The organism is Variovorax sp. CCNWLW225 (genome assembly GCF_037204045.1).
GTDB lineage: Bacteria > Pseudomonadota > Gammaproteobacteria > Burkholderiales > Burkholderiaceae_C > Variovorax.
The window spans coordinates 1-24,058 of record NZ_JBBCBV010000006.1; the positions used below are offsets into that span (position 1 = coordinate 1).

Here is a 24,058-nt window from a genome sequence, read left to right on the forward strand (position 1 = left end):
TGAAGCCCTCGGGCTCACAAAGCGGGTGGGTCAGTATTCGATGGAAATCTCGGGTCAGAGATCGGTGGAATTCAACACTCGGCAGTGCGCACAGTCGCACGGGCTCACTATGGACGATACCGTGAGACGCACCACAACTGGGTGATCCCTCGCTTTCGGGCGGAGGCCGCTCGTGCGCAACTTCGGGCAATCGCTTCAGCCGCCGAGTCAGCTCTGAGTTGAGCTTTCACACCCGCCGCCAATTTTATCCGGGTAATATAGCTTGATGATAGGGGAGAAAAACAGTGTTGCATGAAGAAGGAAATTGGCGGCGGAACCGACCACCATTTCCCAGCTCCTACAAAAGGCGAAATCGGCTGGGTTCCTCATTTGCCCGACGAGCGATGGAGCCAAGTCGTTGATTTCAAAAGAATCAGGGTTCCATTCCCAGTGAAAAAAGTTCCAAGCCCAGTGAAAACCGACACCTGCCGACAGCTTTGGCTATCGCCTCGATAGAAACTTAGGGGGAACCCTTGGCTTAGCACTCCCTCTAATCGAGTGCTAATATGCCCAATACAAAGGAGTTTCCCCTGATGACCACGCTGTCTGGAGCCTCTGCCAACCAGCTCGCCGTCGCCAATCCATGGTCGATGGTGCCGCCGCTGGGCAACCTGGATGCTTATATTTCGGCCGCCAACCGCCTGCCGATGCTCACGCTCGAAGAAGAGCAGGGCTTCGCACGCCGTTTGCGCGACAACAACGACCTCGAAGCGGCCGGTGCGCTGATCCTCTCGCACCTGCGCCTCGTGGTTTCCATTTCCCGCCAGTATCTGGGTTACGGACTGCCTCACGGCGACCTGATCCAGGAGGGCAATGTCGGTCTCATGAAGGCCGTGAAGCGTTTCGACCCCGACCAGGGCGTGCGGCTCGTGAGCTACGCCATGCACTGGATCAAGGCCGAGATTCACGAGTACATCCTGAAGAACTGGCGCATGGTCAAGGTCGCGACGACCAAGGCCCAGCGCAAGCTGTTCTTCAACCTGCGCTCGATGAAGCAGGGCTTCAAGGCCGACTCGGCCGCGGCCGACAACGGCACGCACCGCGACACGCTGAGCCCCGACGAGGTGTCGCAAATGGCGACCCGGCTCAACGTCAAGCCCGAAGAAGTGCTCGAAATGGAAACCCGCCTGTCGGGCGGCGACGTGCTGCTCGACCCGGGTCCGTCGGACGACGGCGATGAAGCCTTCGGCCCGATCGCCTACCTGGCCGACGCCACGCAGGAACCGACCGCCCTGCTCGAATCGCAGCAGCGCGACCGGCTCTCGAGCGACGGCATTGCCACCGCGCTCGAGGCGCTGGACGAGCGCAGCCGCCGCATCGTGGAAGAGCGCTGGCTCAAGGTCAACGACGACGGTTCGGGCGGCATGACGCTGCACGACCTGGCAGCGGTGTACGGCGTGAGCGCCGAGCGCATTCGCCAGATCGAAGTCGCGGCCATGAAGAAGATGAAGAAGGCGCTGGCCGACTACGCGTAAGGCTCGCTCGGCTCTTCGCCCAGAAAAAAGCCCGGCCATGCCGGGCTTTTTTCATTCATTCACGCCTGCTTCGAAAGGGTTCGCAGCGCGCGCTTGGCGATGTACCGGGTTGCCGGCGTGTCCGACTCGTCGGTCCAGCGGGTGCAGAGCCGGTCGACCCACTCCGGCTGGGTCTTGCTCGCGTCGTTGAGCCAGTTGGCCACCGAGTTCTGCACATAGCGGCTGGGGTCGGCGCGCAGCGGCTCGATGAGCGGCAGCGCGCGCCAGGGCTCGGCCTTGAGCGCCTCGATCTGCGCGCACCACACGCCGCGCGGGCGCGTGAGCTCGCTGGCAAAGCGGCGGATGTTCGGATCGGCATCGGTCGCCCATGGCTGCAGCAGCGCCAGCGACTCGTCGAGCGAGGCAATGACCGCTTCGCGCACCGCCATCCAGGCGATTTCGCGCACGCCGAAGTGCGAGTCGGCGGCAAACCGGCGCACCGCCTGCAGCTGCGCCGCCAGCGGCAAACCGGAAAGCGCGACCCACTGCGCGGCCCAGCAGCGCGCCACGTCGCTGGCGTGCGTGGCCAGCCGGTGCGCGACGGCATCGCGCTCGGCATGCAGCGCCGCCAGGTCGTAGAGCGCACGCGCAATGTGGCCGTGCCGCTGCATCGGCTTGAAGGCGCCGAGCATCGCGAGCGTGTCGACCAGCCGCTCGCTTGCCGGATCCAGGCCGATATGGCCCGCCACGCTGCGCGCCAACTGCGGCAGCTCCAGCGCCAGGAATTCGTTGAGATTGACGGTCTCGAGCAACCCGTCGTTCAGTGCGCGCAGCACTTCGGGCGGAATGAGCGCGATGCGGAACGCGCCCTTTCGCGTTTTCAGGTGATCGACCGGGGCGAAGGCAACGGCAGCAGCGTCCATCGGCCGATTCGATGCCTGGTCAGGCCTTGAGCAGCGCCTTCACGTCGGACACCATCGGCGCCACGCCGGTGCCGTAGCGTGCGTAGAGGCGCACGCGGCCTTCGGTGTCGTAGACGAAGCTGGCCGCCGAATGGTCCATCGAGTAGCTGGTCGGGGTCTTGCCCTCGACCTTCTTGTAGTAGACCTTGAAGTCCTTGGCGGTCGCGGCGAGCTGCTCGGGCGTGGGAATCAGCGCGACGAAAGCCGGATCGAACGCGCCCATGTAGGCCTTGAGCACTTCGGGCGTGTCGCGCGCCGGATCGACCGTGACGAACACCACCTGCAGCTTGTCGCCGTCGCTGCCGAGCTGCTGCTTGACCTGGGCCATTTCGGTCATGGTGGTGGGGCACACATCGGGGCACTGCGCGTAGCCGAAGAACAGCACCACCACCTTGCCCTTGAAGTCGGCCATGGTGCGGACCTTGCCGTCGGCGTCTTTCAGCGAGAAGTCCTTGGCGTAATCAGCGCCGGTGATGTCCACCGCGTTGAAGCTCGGCTTGGGTTCGCTGCAGCCCGAAAGCCCCAGGCCGAGGGTGGCGGCAGCACCCGCCCACCCTGCACTGCCGATGATCAACTTGAGAGCATTTCGCTTGTTCATGGATACGGACATTTCGATCAGCGGAGATAGTGGTCGACGAGCAATGCCGCGAACAGCACGCTCAGGTGAATGAGCGAAAACCGGAAGGTCTTGCGCGCCAGCGCGTCGGAGTAATTGCGCCAGAGCGCAAAGGCATAGCTCGTGAAACCGATGCTCACGCCCACCGCCACGGCCAGGTAGAGCCAGCCGCTCATGCCGTAGATGAAAGGCATCAGGCAGGCCGCGAACAATATGAAGGTGTACAGCAGCACCTGCAGCCGCGTGAACTCGTTGCCGTGCGTCACGGGCAGCATCGGCAGCCCGGCCTTGCGGTAGTCCTCGACACGGTAGAGCGCCAGCGCCCAGAAATGAGGCGGCGTCCACAGGAAGATGATGAGGAACAGGATGAGCGCCTCGGGGCCGACCTCGCCGGTCATGGCGGCCCAACCCAGCACCGGTGGCATCGCGCCCGAGGCGCCGCCGATCACGATGTTCTGCGGCGTCAGCGGCTTGAGGATCACGGTGTAGATGACGGCGTAGCCGACGAAGGTCGCAAAGGTCAGCCACATGGTGAGCGGGTTGACCTTGAACCACAGCAGCGCCGAGCCGGCCACGCACAGCAGCGCGGAGAACACCAGGGCCTGCAGGTCGCTGAGCTGCCCGCGCGCGGTGGGCCGCCAAGCGGTGCGCTTCATCTTGGCGTCGATGCCCTTCTCGACCAGGCAGTTGAACGCCGCCGCCGCACCCGCGACGAGCCAGATGCCGGCGCAAGCCAGCAGTGCGCGCTGCACGTCGGGCCATGTCGGGGCACCGGGTACGGCCAGCACCATGCCGATGAGGGCACAGAAAACGATCAGCTGCACCACGCGCGGCTTGGTCAGCGCATAGAACTGGCGCAGCACATTGGCGGTGCTCGCCTGTTCCACGGAAATCGGCGTGCTCACGCGGTAGCCCCCCTCTGGTTGTCTTGCAGGGCGCCGGGCGCCTTGTCCTTGTTGTGTACGGTGGCGGCCGCGGTCCCGCGGCGGCTTTCGCAGATTGCCCAGGTCAGCACCACCGCCAGCGCAGCGGCGCCGCCCGTGTGCAGCACGGCGGCGGCGAGCGGCCAGCCGAGCAGCACGTTGCCCAGACCGGTGGCAAGCTGCAGCAGGGCCAGGCCCGCGAGCCATCCGGCTTGCGGCCGCAGCGGCTCGATGCGGCGCAAGCGCCACGCGAGCACACCCAGCGCGGCAAACACCGCGTAGGCCATAAGCCGGTGCGCATAGTGAATGGCGGTGAGCGCCGAGAAATCGAGCGGCGCGCCGCTGCCGGTCACGCCAAGGTGGCGCCAGATTTCGAAGCCCTGCGCAAAGTTCATCGGCGGCCACCAGCTGCCTTGGCAGGTCGGAAACTGGGTACACGCCAGCACAGCGTAGTTGGTGCTGACCCAGCCGCCGAGTGCAATCTGCAGCAGGAGCAATGCAGAAGTGGCAAGCAACCCGTTGCGCAATGCGGGCGATACGGCAGTGGGCAGCCGGTCCGCAGCGGCCTGCCGATAGCGCACGGCCTGGATGCACAGCAGCACTAGCAGCACCACGGCGCCCAGCAGGTGAAGCGTGACGATGGCGGGAAAGAGCTTCCAGGTCACGGTGAGGGCGCCGAATGCGCCCTGCAGGCAGACCCAGACCAACGTTACCGCCGGCCACCATGCGCTGAGGGTGGCGTGTTCGCCCTCAGCCGGCACGGGCAGGCGGCGCTGGCGCCGCCGCACGACCCAGGTGGCCCCTGCGAGCACGAGGATGAGCACGCCCACCCCGGTGGCGAGGTAGCGATGGACCATCTCGACCCATGCCTTGCTGTGCGTGACCGGGCCGGTCGGCTGGGCCGACTGCGCCATTGCAATTTCGTGGCGCGCACCGACGGGGCTCGCGTTGCCGTAGCAGCCGGGCCAGTCAGGGCAGCCCAGGCCCGAATCGGTGAGCCGAGTGAAGGCGCCGAAGAGCGTGAGGTCGAAGGTGAGAAACAGCGTGAGCACGGTGAGTGCGTGCAGCCGGCGCGCCGGACCGGCGCCGGCATTGCGGCGCCACACCCACACCAGCGGGCCGAGCGCGATCAGCACGCCGGCCGCCATCAGCCAGGCGATCGGTGTGAGGTCGTAGAGCGAGCCGGTGTCCATGCGGTGTCAGCGGCCGGGTTCGTCCCAGGAGGCGGAAGCGCGCAGCAGGCGGTCGAGGTCGCGCTTGGCGCGGCTGGCACCCTTGGCATCCATGCCGGCCGGAAAACGCATCATCCAGTTGCCCATGGGATCGACCACGTACAGGTGCTCGGGCAGGGAATGGCCTTGAACCGGCGCAAACCACTGGGCAAGCTGCTCAGCAGGCACGCGCAGCACGGTGGCGCCGCGCAGGCCGTTCTCCAGGCGCGCGGGCACGGGGGCCGCGTCGCTCACGAGCCAGACGCGGTCGAGCCGGTCTTTTTCGCGGCCCAGGCTTTCGCGCAATTGGCGCTGCAGGTAGAGCTGTTGCTCGCACAGCGCATTGCAGGCCGCGTCGGCCACCGCAACCAGCAGCCACTGCCCCTTGAGCGTGGCAACGTCGACCGGCGCGCCGTTGCGGTCGGTGGCGGTGAGCGCCGGCAGCACGCGCTGCGGATCGATGAGCTCGCCATAGACGCTGCGGCCTTCGGGCCGGATCACGTAGTAGGTGAAGTAGGACGCGATGACGGGCGCGGCGCACATCAGCATCACGGCAATCATTTTCCAGCGCCCGACGACCGTGCGGCGGCCCTCGGCGCCGTCGAGTGCCTGGTTGGGCGACGGCATCGAGTGCACCGTCAGGCCCAGGGGTTCGTCAGAGGCTGCTTGCATCGTGTGTGCGGCGCCTGGAGCGGCGGAAGGGGGCAATGAATTGGAACCAGACATAGAGGATGACCACGAGGGCTGAGAGCCCGAACCACTGGAATGCATAGCCGTAGTGCTTCTCCAGACCCAGTGCGGGGGCCGGCCAGTCGCGCTGCAACCCCTCGGAAGCGGGGCCGACCTGCTGGAGCGACACGTCGGTGCGCAGCGGCAGCTTGGTTTCGGCGCGGAACGCTTCCAGGTCGAGATTCTGCCGGATGGGCGAAGACCCCTCGCCCTCCGGTGCCGAGGCGGCGGCCGTCGGCTTGCCGAGTTCGAACAAGTGGCCGGGCGGAGGCTCGATCAGGCCGGTGACTTCGACAATGCCCACCGGCGTCTCGACCGCGCCCAGTTGCGTGCGGTCATTGAAATTGCGCTGCACCCAGCCGCGCTGCACCATCACGGCCTGGTCGCTGCCTTCGAGGGCGAACGGGGTCAGCACATAGAAACCGGGCACGCCGTGCATCTGCCGGTTGTCCAGGTAGACCGTCTGCGGCGTCAGCCAAAGGCCGCGCAGCCGCACGGGCCTATGAAGCGCGCCGGCCGGCGCTTCCAGTGCGAGAAATTCGGCCTGGCTGAGCGGCGGCTTCTGCTTCTGGGCTTCGATCTCGGCCTGCAGCGCCTCCTTCTGCGCTGCGCGCGAAAGCTGCCACCGGCCCAGCGACACCGTCGCGGCCAAGGTCAGCACGGCAGCCAGCGTAACCAGCAGGAAACGGCCTCGCCTCGGCGCCCTGGCGGCGGGTTGCAGGGGTTCCGGCGTCACTGGAAGGGATGAGGCGCGCGGCCGATAATCGAGGTCATGAAATACTTCGTCGCCCTGGCTTTCGTGGGCATCTTCGCGAGCCTTGCCTTTGCGCTCTTCTACATGCTGAAAGACGGGCGCAACGGGCGCGCCAAAAGCGGCGGCATGGCGCGCGCGCTCACCTTTCGGATCGGCATCTCCGTGGTTTTGTTCCTCTGCATGCTGCTCGCCTGGAAACTCGGGTACATCCAGCCCACCGGGCTCCCGCTCGGCAAGTAGATGGTGCTCGTTCCACGAGAACCATGAAAAAGGCGCCTTTCGGCGCCTTTTTGTTTGTATGCCGCGGGTTTCGCTCAAAGCCAGTAGACCAGCACGTAAAGGCCAAGCCACACCACGTCGACGAAGTGCCAGTACCAGGCCGCGCCTTCGAAGCCGAAGTGACGCTCCGGCGTGAAGTGGCCCTTTTGCAGGCGCAGCGTGATGAACAGCAGCATCAGCATGCCGATGAACACGTGCAGGCCGTGAAAGCCGGTCAGCATGAAGAAGGTCGAGCCGTAGGCACCCGAGCTGAGCTTGAGGTTCAGGTCGGTGTACAGGTGGAAGTATTCGTAGCCCTGAACGCCCAGGAAGACCACGCCGAGCAGCACGGTGAGCCACATGAAGCGGATGCACTGGGCGCGATGGTCGGCGCGCAGCGCATGGTGCGCAATGGTGAGCGTGACGCCCGAGCTCAGCAGGAGCGCGGTGTTGATCGTGGGCAGCCAGAACGGGCCTACGGTCTGGAAGGGCTCGACGATGTCGGCTGGCGAACCGGTTGCGCCGGCGGCAATGCTGGGCCACACGGCCTTGAAGTCGGGCCAGAGCAGCGCGTTGTCCAGGCTGCCGAGCGCCGGCAGCGCATGGGTGCGGGCCCACCACAGCGCGGTGAAGAAGGCGCCGAAGAACATCACTTCGGAGAAGATGAACCAGCTCATGCTCCAGCGGTACGAGAGATCGATCTTGTGGCCGTACTGGCCGCTTTCGCTCTCGCCGATGGCGGCGCGGAACCACACGAACAACGTGGCAAGCCACACGACCATGCCGAGCAGCAGCGACCACGCGCCCCACTGGTGGCCGTTGATCCACTGGCCGGCGCCAAGAATCACGAAGAACAGGCCGATCGAGGCCATGACCGGGTAGGCCGATGGCCCGGGCACAAAGTAGTAGGGCGTGGTGCCGTGGGTGGTTGAACTCATATCAGCTCCTGGCTTTCTTTCTTCTCTCGATTCGATTCGATGGGGTCTGGATGTCGTGGGCCCTGCGGCGTGCGGTCAGGGCGCAACCACGTAGCGCACCAGCAGCACCAGGCCGACGATGAAAACAATGACCGCGGCAAATGCCACCGCGATGATGTGCAGCGGGTTCAGCTTGGCCAAGTCGTCCTGATAGGCGCTTTTCTTCCGCACGCCGAAGAACGACCAGCAGACGGCCTTCACCGTGTCCCACAGCGTGGCCTTGCGCGGCGGCGAATTCGGGTCGGCGGTCACGAGCGGGGCTCATGGGCGGCATTGGAAACAGCTGCGACCGGCGCCGCCGGCGTCTTGCCGCCGACTTCGAAGAAGGTGTACGACAGCGTGATCGTCTTCACGTCCTTGGAGATCTTCGGATCGATCACGAACGCGACCGGCCATTCCTTCTTCTCGCCGGGGTCGAGGGTGTACTGGTTGAAGCAGAAACACTCGAGCTTGTTGAAGTACGGCGCGGCCTGCTGCGGCGCATAGCTCGGGATGGCCTGCGCCGCCATGCGGCGGTTCTGCACGTTCTGGAACTCGTATACCACCGTGTTGAGCTGGCCGGGATGCACCTGCATCGTCCGCGCGGCGGGCTTGAAGTCCCAGAGGCCGCCGCGAACATTGGAGTCGAACTCGACCGTGATGGTGCGGCTGGTGTCGACCTGGGAGTTGTCGGGGACACGCACGTTCTTGCCGCCGCTTGCGCCGCCCGGCACTTCGAGCTCGTTGAGCGCGAGGATGTTGATGCCGGTCATTTCGCAGATGGCACGGTAGAGCGGCACCAGCGCATAGCCGAACGCGAACATGCCGCAGGCCACCACGGCCAGCTTGCCGACCATGCGGACATTGGCGCGCTTGATGCGTTGACCGAGGCTCATGCGTGCGGCTCCGTTCGCTTCAGCGTCCGCTGAACCAGATCATGCGGACCAGGAATCCGAGAAAGAACATCACGGCGATGGAGGCCAGCGTGAGCCCCATGCGTCGGTTGTTCTTTCTTTGTTCGGGCGTGGTCATTGTCGTCATGCGGGCCGGCGGCCGTGCAGCGTTCAGCCGATCACCTTGGTGGCGGTTGGGTCGAGCTTGGGCGGGTTCTCGAAGGTGTGGAAAGGCGCCGGCGAGGGCACTTCCCACTCGAGGCCTTCCGCGGCTTCCCATGGCTTTTGCGGCGCCTTCTCACCCTTGCCGAGCATGGTCGGCAGCACGATGAAGAAGAAGAAGTAAACCTGTGCAAGACCGAAGCCGAAGGCGCCAATGGACGCCACCGCGTTGAAGTCGGCAAACTGCATCGGGTAGTCGGCATAGCGGCGCGGCATGCCGGCCAGGCCCAGGAAGTGCATCGGGAAGAAGGTGATGTTGAACGAGATCAGCGACCACCAGAAGTGGATCTTGCCGCGCGTTTCGCTGTACATCACGCCCGTCCACTTGGGCGCCCAGTAGTAGTAGCCCGCGAACATCGCGTAGAGCGAGCCGGCCACCAGCACGTAGTGGAAGTGGGCCACCACGTAGTAGGTGTCCTGCAGCTGGATGTCGATGGGGGCAATGGCCAGGATGAGGCCCGTGAAGCCGCCCATCGTGAACACGAAGATGAAGCCCACGGCAAACAGCATCGGGGTCTCGAAGGTCATCGAGCCCTGCCACATGGTGGCGATCCAGTTGAAGATCTTCACGGCCGTCGGCACCGCGATCAGCATGGTCGCGTACATGAAGAACAGCTGGCCCGTGACCGGCATGCCGGTCGTGAACATGTGGTGCGCCCAGACGATGAACGACAGGATCGCGATCGACGAGGTGGCGTACACCATGGAGGCGTAGCCGAACAGCTTCTTGCGCGAGAACGCCGGCACGATCTGGCTGATGATGCCGAAGGCCGGCAAGATCATGATGTAGACCTCGGGGTGGCCGAAGAACCAGAAGATGTGCTGGTACATCACCGGGTCGCCGCCGCCGGCGGGGTTGAAGAAGCTGGTGCCGAAGTGGCGGTCGGTCAGCGTCATGGTGATGGCGCCTGCGAGCACGGGCATCACGGCAATCAGCAGGTAGGCGGTGATGAGCCAGGTCCAGCAGAACATCGGCATCTTCATCAGCGTCATGCCGGGGGCGCGCATGTTCAGGATGGTGACGATGATGTTGATCGAGCCCATGATCGACGAGGCGCCCATGATGTGCATCGCGAAGATGCCGGCGTCCATCGAGGGGCCCATCTGCAGCGTGAGCGGAGCGTAGAGCGTCCAGCCGGCAGCGGGTGCGCCGCCGGGCATGAAGAACGAACCCACGAGCATCAGCGCCGCCGGAATCAGCAGCCAGAAGCTGAAGTTGTTCATACGCGCGAAGGCCATGTCGGATGCGCCAATCTGCAGCGGGATCATCCAGTTCGCAAAGCCCACGAACGCCGGCATGATGGCGCCGAACACCATGATCAGCCCGTGCATGGTGGTGAACTGGTTGAACAGTTCGGGGTTCACCAGTTGCAGGCCGGGCTGGAACAGCTCGGCGCGGATCAGCAGTGCGAGCACGCCGCCCACCATCAGCATCGTGAAGCTGAACAGCAGATAGAGCGTGCCGATGTCCTTGTGGTTGGTGGCGAACACCCAGCGGCGCCAGCCGGTGGGCGCTGCGTGGTGCTCGTCGTGATCGTGTGCGTGGCCGTCGTGGGCGTGACCGTGGGGGTCGAGGACTGCACTCATTTCATTGTTCCTTGCAATTTCTTCGTCGCGGGGCGCTTGGGCTCGATCTTCGCGATCACTTGCCGCGCAGGGCCAGAACTTCGGCCGGCTGCACCAGCTGGCCCGTCTTGTTCGACCAGCTGTTCTTGGTATAGGTGGCAACGGCGGCCAGGTCGGTGTCGCTCAGTTGCTTCCAGGACGGCATCGCGCCGTTGTTCTGGCCGTTGAGCAGCACCAGCAGCTGCACCTTGTGGTCGGCGTCGACCACCTTGGGGCTGGCGTCGAGCGCCTTGATCGGGCCCGCGCCCTTGCCGTTGGCCTGGTGGCAGGCCGCGCAGTTGGCGGCGTAGACCTTCTCGCCGCGAGCCATCAGGTCGGGCAGCGTCCAGACCTTGCTCGGATCGTCGAGCTTGGCGGCGGCTTCCTTGCGCTTGGTGTCGACCCACGCCGTGTAGTCGGCGGCCGAAACCACCTTCACGTGGATGGGCATGTAGGCGTGTTCCTTGCCGCAGAGTTCCTGGCACTGGCCGTAGTAGTCGCCCACGGTTTCGGCGCGGAACCAGGTGTCGCGCACGAAGCCGGGAATCGCGTCCTGCTTGATGCCGAGCTGGGGCACGGCAAATGCGTGGATCACGTCGTTGGCGGTGGTGATGATGCGGACCTTCTTCTGCACCGGCACGACCATCGGGTTGTCGACCTTGAAGAGGTAGTCGGCGGGCATTTCGCCCTTGGCGCCGGCATCCGACATGGCGCGGTGCGAGCTGTCGAGCGTGGAGATGAAGGCCAGGCCCTCGCCTTCGCCCGTGAGGTAGTCATAGCCCCACTTCCACTGGTAGCCGGTGGTCTTGATAGTGAGGTCGGCGTTGGTGGTGTCCTTCTGGGCCACCAGCACCTTGGTGGCGGGCAGCGCCATCACGATCACGATGATGAACGGCACGATGGTCCAGATGACCTCGACCACCACCGATTCATGGAAGTTGGCCGCCTTGTGGCCGACCGACTTGCGGTGCTTCCAGATCGAATAGAACATGACCGCGAACACGGCGACGAAGATGACCGTGCACAGGATCATCATCACCGTGTGCAGGAAGTGCTGTTCCTGCGCAATCTTGGTAACGCCAAGCGGAAGATTCAGCTGGCGCACCGAAGGGCCGCCGGGCAGATCGTTGACTGCGTGCGCCGCGCCGCTGAAAGCCGCGCCGGCCGCCAGCAACAGATTCGCCGGCCTGTACTTGTTGCGCCAAATGCTCTTCATCGTGTTCACGTTTCTCAATTTTTTCAACAAACCCAACCGTGCAGTGCCGCGCGAGCCGTTCAGGCGCCACGCAACGCCATGCGAATCTCGCGCGCCAGTGCGGCTCGCAACTCCGGGCGTACATAGCGCCCCACCCTGACCGATCGACCCTGACCCGAGACCTCGATCAGCGAGCGATCGCCGGCCTGCGGTTCGATCCGCACCTGGTGCGGCAGAAATTCCGTGCGCTCGTAGTCTCCACCGTTCTCGAGCTCCACCACCAGCCGTCCGCCCTGCAACGCGATCTTTTCTCCATCGGTCGCGTGCCGCGCGTACAGCATGAATACAAATCCCACCGCCGCCAGTTCCAGCCAGGCAAAAGGCAGCACCAGCGGCGCACCGAGCAGCCAGAACACCGTACCGATACCGAGCGACACCACGCACAGCGAGGCGTAGAGCCAGCCCAGCTGGCTCGGCGTCACCGAGCAATTGCGCTTCAGGAACCAGTGGATGTTCTGGCCTGAAACGGTGGCAAAACGAAACACGGAATTCGACACGGGCGAGTTCAGCAAATCGGTGCGTCGACGCCGGCCAACCCCTTGTCTCCACAGGATCGGACAGACCTCGTTCGCGGAACAACACCCGCGAGTTTCACGCAACGGCGGATTGTAGCGGGTAGACACAGGTGCCCGCCCGCAAGATGCGCAGCTTGACGGGCCCGCCGCTCATCGATAGCCCGCGCGCTGCGCGCTACGGTCTTCGCCTTGGGAACGGCCCTGCGGCTCAGCCCCCCGGCCGGCCGCGCTGCAGCATCGAGCGCATCTCGCGCAGCGACACCGCGCTCTCGGCCGAAAGCGCCACGCGCGGCGCCGGCTTGAAGGCGTGGCCATAGATGACTTCGAAGGTCAGCGCAATGCGCCCGCCGCCCTCTTCCGCCGGCGCCAGTTCGGGCAGCGCCTGTTTCAGCGACCGGTGCCATGCCTTGCCGCGCAGCGCCGGAAAGCGCGCCGGGTGCAGGTTGCGCCCGAGCGTGCGCAGCTCGGCAAGCGCCGCCTCGGGCGTGGCCCAGGTAAGCACGATGCGTTCCATGTCCATCACCGGCTCGGCAAAGCCGGCATGCACCAGCATGTCGCCCCAGTCGTGCATGTCGGTGTATTCGTGGCCCGCCGCCGGCCAGCCAAGCCGCGCATGCAGGGCCCGCAGCTCGCGGACCGTGTCGGGGCCAAGGCACGAGAACATCAGGAAGCCGTCGGTCGCCACCAGCCGGTGCCACTGTGCGATGAGCGCTTCGGGGTCGGCGGCCATGTGCAGCGACATGTTGGCCCAGAGCAGGTCGACGCCGTCCTCGGGCGGCGCATCGAAGCGCGCCTTGCCGCCCTGCCAGCGGCGCGCGCTCCACCAGGGCGCTGCCAGCACCTGGCTGGTTGCGGCGGCAAGGGCCGGTTCGGTTTCGATCACGAAGCATGCGGCTTCGCGGTAGCGCCGGGCGACGAGTTCGTGCGCCTCAAGGCCGCCGCGAAGGGGCGACCAGTCGGCCCAGGTGCGCGGCTGCGCCTTGATCCATTGCAGCCGGTCTTCCATGCGGCGCCCGATTTCCTCGTGCAGCCACGGCGAACCGTCGGCAGGCGCGAGCCGCCTCCAGCGTGCGGCCGCCGTGGGATCGATGGTCGGCGGTCTTCTTGCGGGGTCGGTGGCCATGGGGCCGTGAGTATATTGAGCCCATGTTCAGCCGTTGGGCCCGTCGGCCTTTGACCTCTCTGCTTGCACGGCTGCCCAGCCAGTGCGAGGTGTGCCGCGCCTGGCCTTCCCGGCGCGTTTGCGATGCCTGCGTGGCGCGCTTTGCGCCGCCGGCCGACCGATGCGGCAGCTGCGCGCTGGCCGTGCCGCAGGGCGTGGTCCGGTGCGGCGAATGCATGGGCGATCCGCCACCGCTCGATGCCTGCCTTGCGGCCTGCGACTATGCGTGGCCGTGGCCCGAATGCATCGCCCAGTTCAAGTTCCGCGGCGAGGCGGGCTGGGCCGGGCCCTTGTCGACGCTGATGCGCAGCGTGCCCTGGGTGGAACCGGCGCTGGAAAACTGCGACACCGTGCTGCCGATGCCCATGGCCCCCGCCCGGCTGCGCGAGCGCGGCTTCAACCAGGCGCTCGAACTGGCGCGCCGGCTGGCGCCCGCCAAGACCGACGCCACGCTGCTGCTGCGCACCCGCGACACGCCGGCGCAGATCGGCCTTGCGCGCGCCGAGCGCCTTCGCAACCTGCGCGGCGCCTTCGCGGTGGAGCCCCTGCGCGCGAGCCAGCTGCAGGGCCGGCGCGTGGTGCTGGTCGACGATGTGATGACGACGGGTGCCTCGCTCTTTTCGGCGGCCGCGGCGCTGCGGCTGGCCGGCGCAGCGCACATCACGGCCGTGGTGCTGGCGCGGACCGCTGCGCCGCACTGAGCAGGCGCGCCGCCGCGACAATCGGCGCATGTTCCATATCGTCCTGGTCCAACCCGAAATCCCGCCGAATACAGGCAACGTGATCCGCCTGGCGGCCAACACAGGCTGCGCGCTGCATCTGGTCGAGCCGCTCGGCTTTTCGATGGACGACCGGCTGCTGCGCCGCGCCGGGCTCGACTACCACGAGTACGCCGAGGTCAAGCGCCATGCCAGCTGGCAGGCCCTGCTCGACACCGAAAAGCCCGCGGCCGAGCGCATGTTTGCGCTCACCACCCGCGGCACCCGCGCCGTGCACGACGTTCGCTTCCAACCCGGCGACTGGCTGGTGTTCGGATCAGAGACGAGCGGGCTGCCGCCGGCGGTGCGAGAGGGTTTTGCCGAGCCCCAGCGCCTGCGCCTGCCGATGCGCGAGGGGCAGCGCAGCCTCAATCTTTCGAACGCGGTGGCAGTGACCGTGTTCGAGGCCTGGCGGCAGAACGGATTCAGCTGAGCGGGTGTTCCTGCCGCCGGCCGAGGCGAACTCAGCGGTAGCGGCGCACCACCGACTCCGCCACGCAGGCCGGCTTGGCCGCGCCTTCGAGCTCGATCGTGGTTTCCCAGGTCATCTGGATGCCGTCGTCCGCAATCAGCTCGGCGGTCAGCAGCTTCATGCGCGCCCGCAGTCGCTTGCCGACCGGCACCGGCGACATGAAGCGCACCCGGTTCAGCCCGTAGTTCACGCCCATGCGCGACTCGACCACGTCCAGCGCCGTCTCGTAGAAGCGCGGCAGCAGCGACAGCGTCAGGAAGCCATGGGCAATCGGCCCACCGAAGGGGCCCGCCTTGGCCCGCTCGATATCGACATGAATCCACTGGTGGTCGCCCGTGGCTTCGGCGAACTGGTTCACCTGCTCCTGCGTGATGGTGATCCAGTCGCTCACGGCGACTTCCTGGCCAACGCAGGCGGCAAGATCCTGAAGGGTCTGGAATGTCTTTTTGGTCATGCGCGGCATTCTGGCGCCAAGGGTGCAGGGGCAGGTGTCGGCACCGCGACAGCCGAAAGCCTCAGCCCTCCAGCCACTCGCAGATCGGCTGCCACTGCTCCAGGTCGCGCTGCACACGCCCGGGCGCAATGTCGAACAGCGTGAGCCCGCGCGCCGCAAGCTGAACGTAGTTCTGCGTGTCGCGCAGCTCGCCCAGCACCGGCACGCCCAGGCTTGCGATGAACTCGTTCAGCCGGTCGGCGGCCAGGGTGCGGGCGTTCACGCGCATGCCCACGAGGCTGATCTTCGTTTTTTCGGCGCGGCGCTGCTCCATCAGCCGGTCGAGGAAATCGCGCGTGGCGTAGATGTCGAAGATGCTCGGCTGCAGCGGCACGATCACGCGGTCGGCCAGGGCAAGCACTTCCTTGAAGCGCCATCCGTGCAGGCCCGCCGGCGTGTCGAGCACGGCATGCGTGGTTCCGCGCGGCGGCCGCACCACGGCGCTGTCGCCCGTGGCCTCCCAGGTGGCGATGGGCCGCGCCTGCGGCGGCCGCAGGCCGAGCCAGAGGCGCGACGATTGCTGGCGGTCCACGTCGCCGAGCATCACGGCATGGCCGCGGCTCGCAAAATAGCCTGCGATGTTCGTCGCGAGCGTCGACTTGCCTACGCCACCCTTGGGGTTGGCGACCAGAACCACCGGCATGAGCATCTCCTCCAGAGCTGGAACAGCCCGCATCGTAGCGACACGAGGCGCGCCCGGCCGGCAGGAGCCGATCTTGAGCTATGTTCGCGGCATGACGACAACAACATCCGCGGCCGCCGCCGGCGCCGAATCCGGCGGCATCTATGTGCTTGCGGCCCATCCGCACTGGCGCGATTCCCGCGTCAACCGGCGGCTCCTGGCTGCCGCGCGTTCGGTGCCCGGCGTGGAGGTGAACGACCTCTACGGCAGCTACCCCGACTTCTCCATCGACATCGAGACCGAGCAGGCGCGGCTTGCCAGGGCCAGCCTGGTGGTGCTGCTGCACCCGATCCAGTGGTATTCGATGCCCGCGCTGCAAAAACTCTGGCTCGACGACGTGCTCGGCTACGGCTGGGCCTACGGCCCTGGCGGCACCGCCTTGCAAGGCAAGGACTTGTGGCTGGCCGTCACCACGGGCAGCCCCGAGCAGAGCTACCACCCGCAGAGCTATCACCGCTATTTCTTCGACGCCTTCTTGCCGCCCTATGAGCAGACCGCGGCGCTGTGCGGCATGCGCTTCTTGCCGCCGCTGGTCTTTCACGGCGCGCGCAGCGCCAGCGAGGCCGAGGTGGCAGCCCATGTCGACGTGTTCGCCCAGCGGCTCGGCAGCTACCCCGACTGGCCCGAACTGGAAGAGCTGGATGTGTGCGTGGCCTGCCCCGTGCCCGAGACCGATCGCCCCGCCGAGCATGACGAACCGGGCGCGGCGGCCTCCGGCGCCTTCCAATCCGCAATGACCCACGGCCTGGCTTTCATGTCCGCCGCCAACGAAGAAGAAAACAGCGGCGAGAAAGGCTCGGCCTGAGCATGGAACACGCACCCGCCTGGCTGACCAGCAGCCTTATTTACCTGAGCGCCGCCGTGCTGGTGGTGCCGCTTTCCAAGGCCCTGGGCCTCGGCTCGATCATCGGCTACCTCGTGGCCGGCATCGCCATCGGCCCCTGGGGGCTGGGGCTCGTCTCCAGCGTGGAAGACGTGCTGCATTTCGCCGAATTCGGCGTGGTGCTGATGCTGTTTCTCGTGGGCCTGGAGCTTGAACCCAAGCGCCTGTGGAACCTGCGCCGCCCCATCTTCGGATGGGGCGCCGCGCAGGTGCTGAGCTGCGCGGCGGTGCTGTTTGCCGCGGGTTGGGCGGCCGGTGCCGAATGGCGCGTGGCGCTGGTGGCGGCGCTCGGCTTGGCGCTCTCGTCCACGGCCATTGCGCTGCAGGTGTTCGGCGAACGCAACCTGCTCAAGACGCCGAGCGGCCAGGCCGGCTTTTCGATCCTGCTGTTCCAGGACGTGGCGGCCATTCCCATCCTCGCGCTGCTGCCCCTGCTGGCGGGCGCCACGGCGGCCGAACAGTCGCTCAGCGGGCTCGACCGCACGCTCGAGGGTCTGAAGATCGTCGGCGTGATCGCCGGCATCATCCTCGGCGGCCGTCTTGCCTTGCGCCCGCTGCTGCGCTGGATCGCGCGCAGCGACACGCCCGAGATCTTCACCGCCGCGGCGCTGCTGCTGGTGGTGGCCATCGCGGCGCTGATGCAGTTCGTGGGCCTTTCGATGGCGCTGGGCGCCTTTCTTGCCGGCGTGCTGCTGGCGGAAAGCGAATACCGGCGCGAGCTCGAAACCGACATCGAGCCCTTCAAGGGCCTTCTGCTGGGCCTGTTCTTCATCGCCGTGGGCATGTCGATCAACTTCGGCGTGCTGATCGCAAGCCCCTGGCTCATGGCCGCGCTGGTGGTCGGCTTCATGGCCATCAAGCTGGTGGTGATCTATGCGCTGGCCAAGGCCATGGGCCTGGCCTACCAGGAGCGCCCCGTGTTCACGCTGCTGCTGGCGCAGGGCGGCGAGTTCGCCTTTGTGGTGTTCCAGGCCGCGGGGCCGGACGTGCTGCCGCCCGAGATCACCTCGCTCCTGATCGGTGCCGTGGCGCTGTCGATGCTGCTGTCGCCGCTCTTGCTGGTGCTGCTCGACAAGTTCGTGCTGCCGCGCTACAGCCGCAACAACGGCGCGCAGCTCGAAGAAATTTCGGAGCAGCAGGACGCCAAGGTGCTGATCTGCGGCTTCGGCCGCTACGGCCAGATCGTCGGCCGCATGCTGATGTCGCAAGGCCTGCGCGTGACGGTGCTCGACCATGACGCCGACACCGTCGAAGGCCTGCGGCAGTTCGGCTTTCGCGTGTTCTATGGCGATGCGACGCGGCTCGATCTGCTGCGCACCGCGGGCGCCGGCACGGCCAAGGCCATTGTGGTGGCGGTGGACGACATCGAGCAGTCGCTCAATATCGTCGACCTGGTGAGAGAGCACTTTCCGCAGGCACGCATCATTGCGCGGGCCCGCAACGTGACGCACCTTTTCCAGCTGCGCGACCGCGGCGTGACCGATGTGGAACGCGAGGTGTTCGAATCGTCGCTGCGCAGCGCCCGCACCACGCTCGAGGCACTGGGCTGGCCCGCGCACGAGGCGCGCGAAACGGCCATGCGGTTCCGCCGCCGGAACATCCTGCTGAGCGACGAGATCTACCCGCACTACAAGGACCGCGCCAAGCTCATTGCGGCCAACAAGGCAGGCCGCCAGCAGTTCGAGGAGCAGATGGCACGCGAGCGCGAGGAGCGGCAGCGCCGCTCGGGCCGCGACTGGGACCGGTTCGACGAGAAGGAAGAGGCGGACGGCTGAGCCCGCCCTTCGGCTGACCCTGAGGTCAGCCTTCCAGCTTGAGCAGCCGCACCGCGTTGCCCTTCAAGATGCCCGGCATCACCTCGGGCTTGAAGCCGGCCGCCTCGAAGTCCTTCATCCAGCGGTCGGGCGTGATCAGCGGGTAGTCGCTGCCGAACAGGATGCGGTCCTTCAGCAGCGTGTTGGCGTACTGCACCAGCTGCTTGGGAAAATACTTGGGGCTCCAGCCCGACAGGTCGATCCACACGTTGGGCTTGTGCGTGGCCACGCTCAGCGCTTCGTCCTGCCACGGAAAGCTGGGGTGCGCCATCACGATCTGCATGTCCGGAAAGTCGATGGCCACGTCGTCCAGGTGCATCGGGTTGCTGTACTCCAGCCTGAGGCCGCCGCCGCAGCGCATGCCCGAGCCGATACCGCTGTGTCCCGTGTGGAAGATGGCCGGCAGGTTGTACTCGGCAATCACCTCGTAGATCGGCCAGGCCATCTTGTCGTAGGGGTGGTAGCCCTGCACCGTGGGGTGGAACTTGAAGCCCTTCACACCGTGCTCCTCGATGAGCCGCCGCGCCTCGCGCGCACCCATCTTTCCCTTGTGCGGATCGATGCTGGCAAAGGCAATCATGATGTCGCTGTTCTTCTGCGCGGCCTCGGCAATTTCCTCGTTCGGAATGCGCCGGCGGCCCATGTTCGACTCGGCGTCGACCATGAACATCACCAGGCCGATCTTTCTTTCACGGTAGTACGCCACGCTCTCGGCAATGGTCGGCCGGCCGCTCGAGCCGAAGTATTTGTCCGCTGCGCGGTCGTATTCCTCGCCGTAGTTGTCGAACGGGTTCCAGCAGCTCACTTCGGCGTGGGTGTGGATGTCGATCGCGATGAGGTTCTTGTGGTCCATCTCGTTGTCTCCAGTACGGGTAAGTCCCTAGGATTTGGGGCGCTCAAGTGCCTTGAATTGATTATTTATCATAACCATAATCCAACTCACACACGAATGCAATCATGACCAATCCCGACCTCCAACTCGACATTCGCGACGAAGTCGCCATCGTTCGCCTGACGCGCGGCGCCAAACGCAATGCCCTTTCGGACGGGTTGATCCTCGCGTTGCGCAATACCTTCGAGACCCTGCCCTCCACGGTGCGCGCGGCAGTGCTCGACGGCGAAGGCCCGCACTTCTGCGCCGGCCTCGACCTGAGCGAACTGAAAGAGCGCGATGCGGGTCAGGGCATGCAGCATTCGCGCCTGTGGCATGCCGCGCTCGACCTCATCCAGCACGGCCCAGTGCCGGTGGTTGCCGCGCTGCACGGCGCGGTGGTGGGCGGCGGCCTGGAGCTGGCCAGCGCCTGCCACATCCGCGTGGCCGACCGCTCCACCTTCTACGCGCTGCCCGAAGGTTCGCGCGGCATCTTCGTGGGCGGCGGCGGCTCGGTGCGCATCCCCAAGCTGATCGGCGTGGCCCGCATGACCGACATGATGATGACCGGCCGCGTCTACAACGCGGAAGACGGCGAGCGCGCCAACTTTGCGCAATACCTGGTCGACGAAGGCGCAGCCTTCGACAAGGCCTTCGAACTCGCCAAGCGCATTGCCACCAACGCGCCGCTCACCAACTACGCGCTCATGCATGCGCTGCCGCGCATCGCCGAGCAGTCGGCCGACCACGGCTTCTTTACCGAGGCACTGATGTCCGGCATCGTGCAGAACGCACCGGAGGCCAAGGAACGCGTGCGCGATTTCCTCGAAGGCCGCGGCGCCAAGGTGAGCAAGGGATGACCACGATCCGATACCGTCCGCTGGCGTTCGGCGTCACGCGCGCAGTGCTGCGCGAGGGCGCGCCGGGCACGCAGTACCTGCGCGCCGAAACAGAGCTCGGCCCTTATCGCGACCGCATGACCGACCGCCTGGCGCACTGGGCCGAAGCGGCGCCCGAGCGCACCTTCATCGCCCGCCGCGAACGGCTGGCCGACGGCAGCACCGGCGACTGGCAGCGTGTGAGCTACGCCGAGGCGCTGCAGAAGGCACGCAGCATCGGCCAGGCCCTGCTCGATCGCGGCCTGGGCCCGGACCGCCCGGTCGCGATCCTCAGCGAGAACAGCATCGAACACGCGCTGCTGGCCCTGGGCTGCCTCTATGCCGGCGTGCCGTATTGCCCTGTGTCCCCGCCCTACTCGCTGGTGAGCCAGGACTTCGAGAAGCTGCGCCACGTGCTGGAGACGCTCACGCCCGGCCTCGTGTTCGCCGCCGACGCCGCGCGCTATGCCCGCGCCATCCAGGCCGTCGTACCGGCCGACACCGAAGTCGTCCTCGCCGAAGGCCGGCTCGAAGGCCGCACCACCACCAGCCTGGACGCGCTCGCCGCCACGCCCGCAACGCCGGCCATCGACACCGCGATGCGTGCCACCGGCCCGGACACCATCACCAAGTTTCTGTTCACCTCGGGCTCGACCAAGATGCCCAAGGCGGTGATCAACACGCATCGCATGTGGTGCGCCAACCAGCAGCAGCTGCGGCAATCGATTCCCGCGCTCGGCGAGGAGCCGCCGGTGCTGGTCGACTGGCTGCCGTGGAACCACACCTTCGGCGGCAACCACAACGTGGGCATCGTGCTGGACAACGGCGGCACGCTCTACATCGACGACGGCAAGCCCACTCCCGGCGGCATGGCCGAGACGCTGCGCAACCTGCGCGAGATCGCGCCCACCATCTACTTCAACGTGCCGACCGGCTTCGAGGCCATTGCGCACGCGATGGAAACCGATGCGGTGCTGCGCCGCAACCTGCTGTCGCGCGTGAAGATGTTCTTCTATTCCGGCGCGGCGCTCGCGCAGCCCATCTGGGACAGCCTGCACCGCACGCAAGAAGCCGAAGTGGGCGAGCGCATCGTCATGGGCACGGGCCTGGGCATGACCGAGTCGGGCCCGTTCGCGCTGTATGTCACCGGCCCCGAGGTCAAGTCGGGCGACATCGGCCTGCCCGCGGCGGGCATCGAACTCAAGCTGATCCAGGTCGATGGCAAGACCGAGGTGCGCTACCGCGGCCCCAACATCACGCCCGGCTACTGGCGTGCGCCCGAAGCCACAGCCGAGGCGCTGGACGAAGAGGGCTTCTTCTGCACCGGCGACGCGGTGAAGTGGATCGACGAGAACAACATCCACCGCGGCCTGCGCTTCGACGGCCGAATTGCCGAGGACTTCAAGCTGGCCACCGGCACCTTCGTGAGCGTAGGCCCGCTGCGCGCAAAGATCATCGCGGCCGGCGCGCCTTACGTACAAGACGCGGTGCTGACCGGCATCAACCTCAAGGAAGTGGGCGCGCTGATTTTCCCCACGCAGAAGGTGCGCGAACTCGCCGGCGTGCCGGCAGACGCGACGATGCAGCAGGTGCTCGAAAGCGCGCCGGTGCAGGCGCACTTCCAGCAGGTGGCCAACGAACTGGCCGCCATGGGCACCGGCAGCGCCAACCGCGTCGCGCGGCTGCACCTGATGGCCGAGCCGCCTTCCATCGACAAGGGCGAAGTGACCGACAAGGGCTCCATCAACCAGCGTGCCGTACTCAAGCACCGCGCCCACCTGGTCGAGGCGCTGCATGCCGACACCCTGCCCTTCACCCTGAAGCCCCGCTGACCCACGTCCAGGAGACACACACTATGAAGATCGAAGGACAAGCAGCACTCGTCACCGGCGGCGCATCGGGCCTCGGTGAAGCCACCGCGCGCGAACTCTCGCGGCTGGGCGCCAAGGTGGCCGTGCTCGACCGCAATGCGGAGCTCGCCGAAAAGGTGGCTTCGGAGATCGGTGGCGTGGCGTGTGTCTGCGACATCACCGACACCGAGAGCGTCAATGCCGCGCTCGACAAGGCCGCGGCGGCGCACGGCCCCGCGCGCATTCTCATGAACGTGGCCGGCATCGGCAGCGCGAAGCGCATCGTCGGCAAGGACGGCAACCCGGCGCCGCTCGAAGACTTCGTGCGCGTGGTCAATATCAACTTGATCGGCGGCTACAACATGGCGCGCCTGTTCGCAGCGCGCTGCGCCAAGCTCGATGCGCTCGACAACGGCGAAAAGGGTGTGATGCTCTTTACCGCGTCGGTGGCGGCCTTCGACGGCCAGGTGGGCCAGCAGGCCTACAGCGCATCGAAGGGAGGCCTGGTCGGCATGACGCTGCCGATGGCGCGCGACCTGGCGCAGCACGCCATTCGCGTGTGCACCGTGGCGCCGGGCCTCTTTGCCACGCCGCTCCTGATGGAGCTGCCCGAGGCCGTGCAGCAATCGCTGGCCGCGTCGATTCCGTTTCCGCCGCGCCTGGGCAAGCCTTCGGAATTTGCCGAACTGGCCTGCCACATCGTGACCAACGGGCATTTGAACGGCGAAGTGATTCGCCTCGACGGCGCCTTGCGCATGGCGCCGCGCTGATTCCAGCCCCTCGAAAAAAATACAGGAGACAAGACCATGACCAATCGACGTCAGTTCGTGACAGCACTCGGCGGCGCAGCCGCATTCGGCGCCCTGCATCCGCTTGCCGCACTCGCCCAAGCCGTGCAGCAGGCAAAGATCTACTACGGCTTTCCGGCCGGCAGCGCGGGCGACAGCGTGGCCCGGCGCGTGGCCGAGAAGCTCGGCGATACGCCGTTCTCGAAGACCAACGCTGTGGTCGAGAACAAGCCCGGCGCCGGCGGTCGCATTGCGCTCGAAACGCTCAAGACTTCGGTAGCCGACGGCTCGGTGCTGTGCCTCGCGCAGGCCTCCGCGCTGTCGACCTACCCGCACATCTATACCAAGCTGAGCTACGGCCTTGCCGATTTCGCGCCCGTTTCCATCGGCGCCGTCATGACGCACGGCCTGGCGGTCGGACCGATGGTGCCGGCCACTGTGAAGACGCTGAAGGACTACATCGCCTGGGCCAAGGCCAATCCCGGCCAGGCCAGCTACGGCTCGCCGGGTGCGGGCTCCACGCCTCACTTTCTCGGCGCGCTGCTCGGCCTGAACAGCGGCACCGACCTGCGCCACATTCCCTACCGCGGCTCACTGCCCGCCATCAACGACGTGGTGGGCGGGCAGATCGCATCGAGCATGACGCCGGTGGGCGACTACCTGCCCTTCGCCAAGGCCGGCAAGCTGCGCGTGCTCGCCACCTCGGGTGCGCAGCGCGTGGCCTACCTGCCCGACGTGCCCACCTTCATCGAGCAGGGCTTTCCGGAGATCGTGGCCGATGAATGGTTCGGTTTTTTCGCGCCCGCAAAGACGCCGGCCAGCGTCGTCGCTGCGGCCAGCACCGCGATCCAGGCTGCCCTCAAGGACAAGACCGTGGCCGAGGGCCTGCTGTCGGTCGGCCTGATCGCCCATGGCTCCTCGCCCGAGGACATGAAGAAATCGCTCCAGTCCGAATACGAACGCTGGGGCCCGCTGGTCAAGAAGATCGGCTTCACCGCCGAATCCTGATACCGAT

The 24,058-nt window shown here is 66.3% G+C and carries 27 protein-coding genes; 10 read left to right on the forward strand and 17 right to left on the reverse strand.

Going from position 1 to position 24,058, the window contains the following annotated elements; all coding sequences use genetic code 11:
- Nucleotides 1-572: 572 nt before the first annotated feature.
- The gene (rpoH, locus tag V9L20_RS12725; RefSeq protein ID WP_319427582.1) at nucleotides 573-1,514 is read left to right on the forward strand and encodes an RNA polymerase sigma factor RpoH; all 942 of its coding nucleotides are present in this window, start codon (nucleotides 573-575) and stop codon (nucleotides 1,512-1,514) included.
- Between the two features lie 59 nt (nucleotides 1,515-1,573).
- Here rpoH and V9L20_RS12730 read toward each other — a convergent pair whose 3' ends face one another.
- The 6 genes from V9L20_RS12730 to V9L20_RS12755 are packed head-to-tail and all read right to left on the reverse strand — an operon-like array spanning nucleotide 1,574 to nucleotide 6,670.
- The gene (locus tag V9L20_RS12730; protein WP_337296881.1) at nucleotides 1,574-2,416 is read right to left on the reverse strand and encodes a DNA alkylation repair protein; all 843 of its coding nucleotides are present in this window, start codon (nucleotides 2,414-2,416) and stop codon (nucleotides 1,574-1,576) included.
- Between the two features lie 19 nt (nucleotides 2,417-2,435).
- Entirely contained in the window at nucleotides 2,436-3,053 is a 618-nt protein-coding gene (locus tag V9L20_RS12735; protein WP_337296882.1) for an SCO family protein, read from the reverse strand.
- Between the two features lie 17 nt (nucleotides 3,054-3,070).
- Nucleotides 3,071-3,976: a heme o synthase gene (cyoE, locus tag V9L20_RS12740; RefSeq protein WP_337296883.1), complete on the reverse strand. Its 906-nt coding sequence runs from the start codon at nucleotides 3,974-3,976 to the stop codon at nucleotides 3,071-3,073.
- Nucleotides 3,973-5,187, reverse strand: coding sequence for a COX15/CtaA family protein (locus tag V9L20_RS12745; RefSeq protein ID WP_337296884.1), 1,215 nt, complete (start codon nucleotides 5,185-5,187; stop codon nucleotides 3,973-3,975). Before V9L20_RS12745 ends, cyoE begins: the two co-directional genes overlap by 4 nt.
- Before the next feature lie 6 nt (nucleotides 5,188-5,193).
- The gene (locus tag V9L20_RS12750; protein ID WP_337296885.1) at nucleotides 5,194-5,877 is read right to left on the reverse strand and encodes an SCO family protein; all 684 of its coding nucleotides are present in this window, start codon (nucleotides 5,875-5,877) and stop codon (nucleotides 5,194-5,196) included.
- Entirely contained in the window at nucleotides 5,861-6,670 is an 810-nt protein-coding gene (locus V9L20_RS12755; RefSeq protein WP_337296886.1) for an SURF1 family protein, read from the reverse strand. The genes V9L20_RS12750 and V9L20_RS12755 overlap by 17 nt, the downstream gene beginning before the upstream one ends.
- A 36-nt stretch (nucleotides 6,671-6,706) precedes the next feature.
- Between V9L20_RS12755 and V9L20_RS12760 the strand changes: the two genes are divergently transcribed.
- Nucleotides 6,707-6,928 carry a twin transmembrane helix small protein gene (locus tag V9L20_RS12760; protein ID WP_258502269.1) on the forward strand — a complete coding sequence of 74 codons (222 nt, stop codon included), beginning with the start codon at nucleotides 6,707-6,709 and terminating at the stop codon, nucleotides 6,926-6,928.
- A 74-nt stretch (nucleotides 6,929-7,002) separates the two neighbouring features.
- On the opposite strand, the gene V9L20_RS12765 is transcribed toward V9L20_RS12760, so the two are convergent.
- From V9L20_RS12765 to V9L20_RS12800, 8 genes are all read right to left on the reverse strand, one after another.
- Entirely contained in the window at nucleotides 7,003-7,884 is an 882-nt protein-coding gene (locus V9L20_RS12765) for a cytochrome c oxidase subunit 3 (protein ID WP_126747068.1), read from the reverse strand.
- 75 nt (nucleotides 7,885-7,959) lie between these two features.
- A complete protein-coding gene (locus V9L20_RS12770) occupies nucleotides 7,960-8,175 on the reverse strand; it encodes a DUF2970 domain-containing protein (RefSeq protein ID WP_126747069.1) in 216 nt (71 codons plus the stop codon).
- Nucleotides 8,172-8,798 carry a cytochrome c oxidase assembly protein gene (locus tag V9L20_RS12775; protein WP_258502270.1) on the reverse strand — a complete coding sequence of 209 codons (627 nt, stop codon included), beginning with the start codon at nucleotides 8,796-8,798 and terminating at the stop codon, nucleotides 8,172-8,174. Before V9L20_RS12775 ends, V9L20_RS12770 begins: the two co-directional genes overlap by 4 nt.
- 19 nt (nucleotides 8,799-8,817) lie before the next feature.
- Nucleotides 8,818-8,943 (reverse strand): cytochrome oxidase small assembly protein, encoded by a 126-nt coding sequence (locus V9L20_RS12780; RefSeq protein ID WP_431769288.1) that lies wholly within the window; start codon nucleotides 8,941-8,943, stop codon nucleotides 8,818-8,820.
- Between the two features lie 23 nt (nucleotides 8,944-8,966).
- On the reverse strand, nucleotides 8,967-10,604 hold the full coding sequence (gene ctaD, locus V9L20_RS12785; RefSeq protein WP_337296887.1) for a cytochrome c oxidase subunit I: 1,638 nt from the start codon (nucleotides 10,602-10,604) through the stop codon (nucleotides 8,967-8,969).
- 55 nt (nucleotides 10,605-10,659) lie between these two features.
- Complete coding sequence (coxB, locus tag V9L20_RS12790; RefSeq protein WP_258502271.1) at nucleotides 10,660-11,838, reverse strand: cytochrome c oxidase subunit II; 1,179 nt, start codon at nucleotides 11,836-11,838, stop codon at nucleotides 10,660-10,662.
- Between the two features lie 59 nt (nucleotides 11,839-11,897).
- The gene (locus V9L20_RS12795; RefSeq protein WP_126747164.1) at nucleotides 11,898-12,374 is read right to left on the reverse strand and encodes a DUF2244 domain-containing protein; all 477 of its coding nucleotides are present in this window, start codon (nucleotides 12,372-12,374) and stop codon (nucleotides 11,898-11,900) included.
- Between the two features lie 226 nt (nucleotides 12,375-12,600).
- Nucleotides 12,601-13,515, reverse strand: a complete 915-nt coding sequence (locus V9L20_RS12800; protein ID WP_337296888.1) for a biotin synthase — start codon at nucleotides 13,513-13,515, stop codon at nucleotides 12,601-12,603.
- A gap of 23 nt (nucleotides 13,516-13,538) precedes the next feature.
- Between V9L20_RS12800 and V9L20_RS12805 the strand changes: the two genes are divergently transcribed.
- Both V9L20_RS12805 and trmL read left to right on the forward strand, forming a co-directional pair.
- A complete protein-coding gene (locus V9L20_RS12805; RefSeq protein ID WP_337296889.1) occupies nucleotides 13,539-14,255 on the forward strand; it encodes a ComF family protein in 717 nt (238 codons plus the stop codon).
- A gap of 28 nt (nucleotides 14,256-14,283) precedes the next feature.
- Entirely contained in the window at nucleotides 14,284-14,745 is a 462-nt protein-coding gene (gene trmL / locus V9L20_RS12810) for a tRNA (uridine(34)/cytosine(34)/5-carboxymethylaminomethyluridine(34)-2'-O)-methyltransferase TrmL (protein WP_258502275.1), read from the forward strand.
- A 31-nt stretch (nucleotides 14,746-14,776) separates the two neighbouring features.
- Here the strand turns inward: trmL and V9L20_RS12815 are convergent, their stop codons facing one another.
- Both V9L20_RS12815 and V9L20_RS12820 read right to left on the reverse strand, forming a co-directional pair.
- Nucleotides 14,777-15,247: a MaoC family dehydratase gene (locus tag V9L20_RS12815; RefSeq protein ID WP_337296890.1), complete on the reverse strand. Its 471-nt coding sequence runs from the start codon at nucleotides 15,245-15,247 to the stop codon at nucleotides 14,777-14,779.
- 52 nt (nucleotides 15,248-15,299) lie between these two features.
- Nucleotides 15,300-15,920, reverse strand: coding sequence for a ParA family protein (locus tag V9L20_RS12820; protein WP_126747076.1), 621 nt, complete (start codon nucleotides 15,918-15,920; stop codon nucleotides 15,300-15,302).
- Nucleotides 15,921-16,011: 91 nt separating this feature from the next.
- On the opposite strand from V9L20_RS12820, the gene kefF reads away from it, so the two are divergent.
- A complete protein-coding gene (gene kefF, locus V9L20_RS12825; protein WP_337297040.1) occupies nucleotides 16,012-16,764 on the forward strand; it encodes a glutathione-regulated potassium-efflux system oxidoreductase KefF in 753 nt (250 codons plus the stop codon).
- A 2-nt stretch (nucleotides 16,765-16,766) separates the two neighbouring features.
- Nucleotides 16,767-18,617 (forward strand): glutathione-regulated potassium-efflux system protein KefC, encoded by a 1,851-nt coding sequence (gene kefC, locus V9L20_RS12830; protein WP_337296891.1) that lies wholly within the window; start codon nucleotides 16,767-16,769, stop codon nucleotides 18,615-18,617.
- A 25-nt stretch (nucleotides 18,618-18,642) separates the two neighbouring features.
- On the opposite strand, the gene V9L20_RS12835 is transcribed toward kefC, so the two are convergent.
- Nucleotides 18,643-19,509, reverse strand: coding sequence for an amidohydrolase family protein (locus V9L20_RS12835; RefSeq protein ID WP_337296892.1), 867 nt, complete (start codon nucleotides 19,507-19,509; stop codon nucleotides 18,643-18,645).
- Between the two features lie 104 nt (nucleotides 19,510-19,613).
- Here V9L20_RS12835 and V9L20_RS12840 point away from each other — a divergent pair, with 104 nt between their 5' ends.
- Genes V9L20_RS12840 through V9L20_RS12855 form a run of 4 tightly spaced genes read left to right on the forward strand, consistent with a single transcriptional unit; the run spans nucleotide 19,614 to nucleotide 24,051 of the window.
- The gene (locus V9L20_RS12840; RefSeq protein WP_157615762.1) at nucleotides 19,614-20,387 is read left to right on the forward strand and encodes a crotonase/enoyl-CoA hydratase family protein; all 774 of its coding nucleotides are present in this window, start codon (nucleotides 19,614-19,616) and stop codon (nucleotides 20,385-20,387) included.
- Nucleotides 20,384-22,237: a feruloyl-CoA synthase gene (locus V9L20_RS12845; protein WP_337296893.1), complete on the forward strand. Its 1,854-nt coding sequence runs from the start codon at nucleotides 20,384-20,386 to the stop codon at nucleotides 22,235-22,237. Before V9L20_RS12840 ends, V9L20_RS12845 begins: the two co-directional genes overlap by 4 nt.
- Before the next feature lie 23 nt (nucleotides 22,238-22,260).
- Complete coding sequence (locus V9L20_RS12850) at nucleotides 22,261-23,025, forward strand: SDR family NAD(P)-dependent oxidoreductase (RefSeq protein WP_126747082.1); 765 nt, start codon at nucleotides 22,261-22,263, stop codon at nucleotides 23,023-23,025.
- A gap of 36 nt (nucleotides 23,026-23,061) precedes the next feature.
- Nucleotides 23,062-24,051: a Bug family tripartite tricarboxylate transporter substrate binding protein gene (locus V9L20_RS12855; protein WP_337296894.1), complete on the forward strand. Its 990-nt coding sequence runs from the start codon at nucleotides 23,062-23,064 to the stop codon at nucleotides 24,049-24,051.
- Nucleotides 24,052-24,058 lie beyond the last annotated feature (7 nt).

Bases quoted from the DNA above. Each gene is read 5' to 3' on its own strand.
- V9L20_RS12745 (WP_337296884.1), bottom strand. From the start codon at position 5,187: ATGGACACCGGCTCGCTCTACGACCTCACACCGATCGCCTGGCTGATG.
- V9L20_RS12850 (WP_126747082.1), top strand. From the start codon at position 22,261: ATGAAGATCGAAGGACAAGCAGCACTCGTCACCGGCGGCGCATCGGGC.
- V9L20_RS12735 (WP_337296882.1), bottom strand. From the start codon at position 3,053: ATGAACAAGCGAAATGCTCTCAAGTTGATCATCGGCAGTGCAGGGTGG.
- coxB (WP_258502271.1), bottom strand. From the start codon at position 11,838: ATGAAGAGCATTTGGCGCAACAAGTACAGGCCGGCGAATCTGTTGCTG.
- V9L20_RS12815 (WP_337296890.1), bottom strand. From the start codon at position 15,247: ATGCCGCGCATGACCAAAAAGACATTCCAGACCCTTCAGGATCTTGCC.
- V9L20_RS12750 (WP_337296885.1), bottom strand. From the start codon at position 5,877: ATGCAAGCAGCCTCTGACGAACCCCTGGGCCTGACGGTGCACTCGATG.
- V9L20_RS12780 (WP_431769288.1), bottom strand. From the start codon at position 8,943: ATGACGACAATGACCACGCCCGAACAAAGAAAGAACAACCGACGCATG.
- V9L20_RS12765 (WP_126747068.1), bottom strand. From the start codon at position 7,884: ATGAGTTCAACCACCCACGGCACCACGCCCTACTACTTTGTGCCCGGG.
- V9L20_RS12730 (WP_337296881.1), bottom strand. From the start codon at position 2,416: ATGGACGCTGCTGCCGTTGCCTTCGCCCCGGTCGATCACCTGAAAACG.
- V9L20_RS12805 (WP_337296889.1), top strand. From the start codon at position 13,539: ATGTTCAGCCGTTGGGCCCGTCGGCCTTTGACCTCTCTGCTTGCACGG.
- V9L20_RS12820 (WP_126747076.1), bottom strand. From the start codon at position 15,920: ATGCCGGTGGTTCTGGTCGCCAACCCCAAGGGTGGCGTAGGCAAGTCG.
- V9L20_RS12775 (WP_258502270.1), bottom strand. From the start codon at position 8,798: ATGAGCCTCGGTCAACGCATCAAGCGCGCCAATGTCCGCATGGTCGGC.
- trmL (WP_258502275.1), top strand. From the start codon at position 14,284: ATGTTCCATATCGTCCTGGTCCAACCCGAAATCCCGCCGAATACAGGC.
- kefC (WP_337296891.1), top strand. From the start codon at position 16,767: ATGGAACACGCACCCGCCTGGCTGACCAGCAGCCTTATTTACCTGAGC.
- V9L20_RS12845 (WP_337296893.1), top strand. From the start codon at position 20,384: ATGACCACGATCCGATACCGTCCGCTGGCGTTCGGCGTCACGCGCGCA.
- ctaD (WP_337296887.1), bottom strand. From the start codon at position 10,604: ATGAGTGCAGTCCTCGACCCCCACGGTCACGCCCACGACGGCCACGCA.
- V9L20_RS12855 (WP_337296894.1), top strand. From the start codon at position 23,062: ATGACCAATCGACGTCAGTTCGTGACAGCACTCGGCGGCGCAGCCGCA.
- rpoH (WP_319427582.1), top strand. From the start codon at position 573: ATGACCACGCTGTCTGGAGCCTCTGCCAACCAGCTCGCCGTCGCCAAT.
- V9L20_RS12760 (WP_258502269.1), top strand. From the start codon at position 6,707: ATGAAATACTTCGTCGCCCTGGCTTTCGTGGGCATCTTCGCGAGCCTT.
- V9L20_RS12800 (WP_337296888.1), bottom strand. From the start codon at position 13,515: ATGGCCACCGACCCCGCAAGAAGACCGCCGACCATCGATCCCACGGCG.
- kefF (WP_337297040.1), top strand. From the start codon at position 16,012: ATGACGACAACAACATCCGCGGCCGCCGCCGGCGCCGAATCCGGCGGC.
- V9L20_RS12840 (WP_157615762.1), top strand. From the start codon at position 19,614: ATGACCAATCCCGACCTCCAACTCGACATTCGCGACGAAGTCGCCATC.
- V9L20_RS12835 (WP_337296892.1), bottom strand. From the start codon at position 19,509: ATGGACCACAAGAACCTCATCGCGATCGACATCCACACCCACGCCGAA.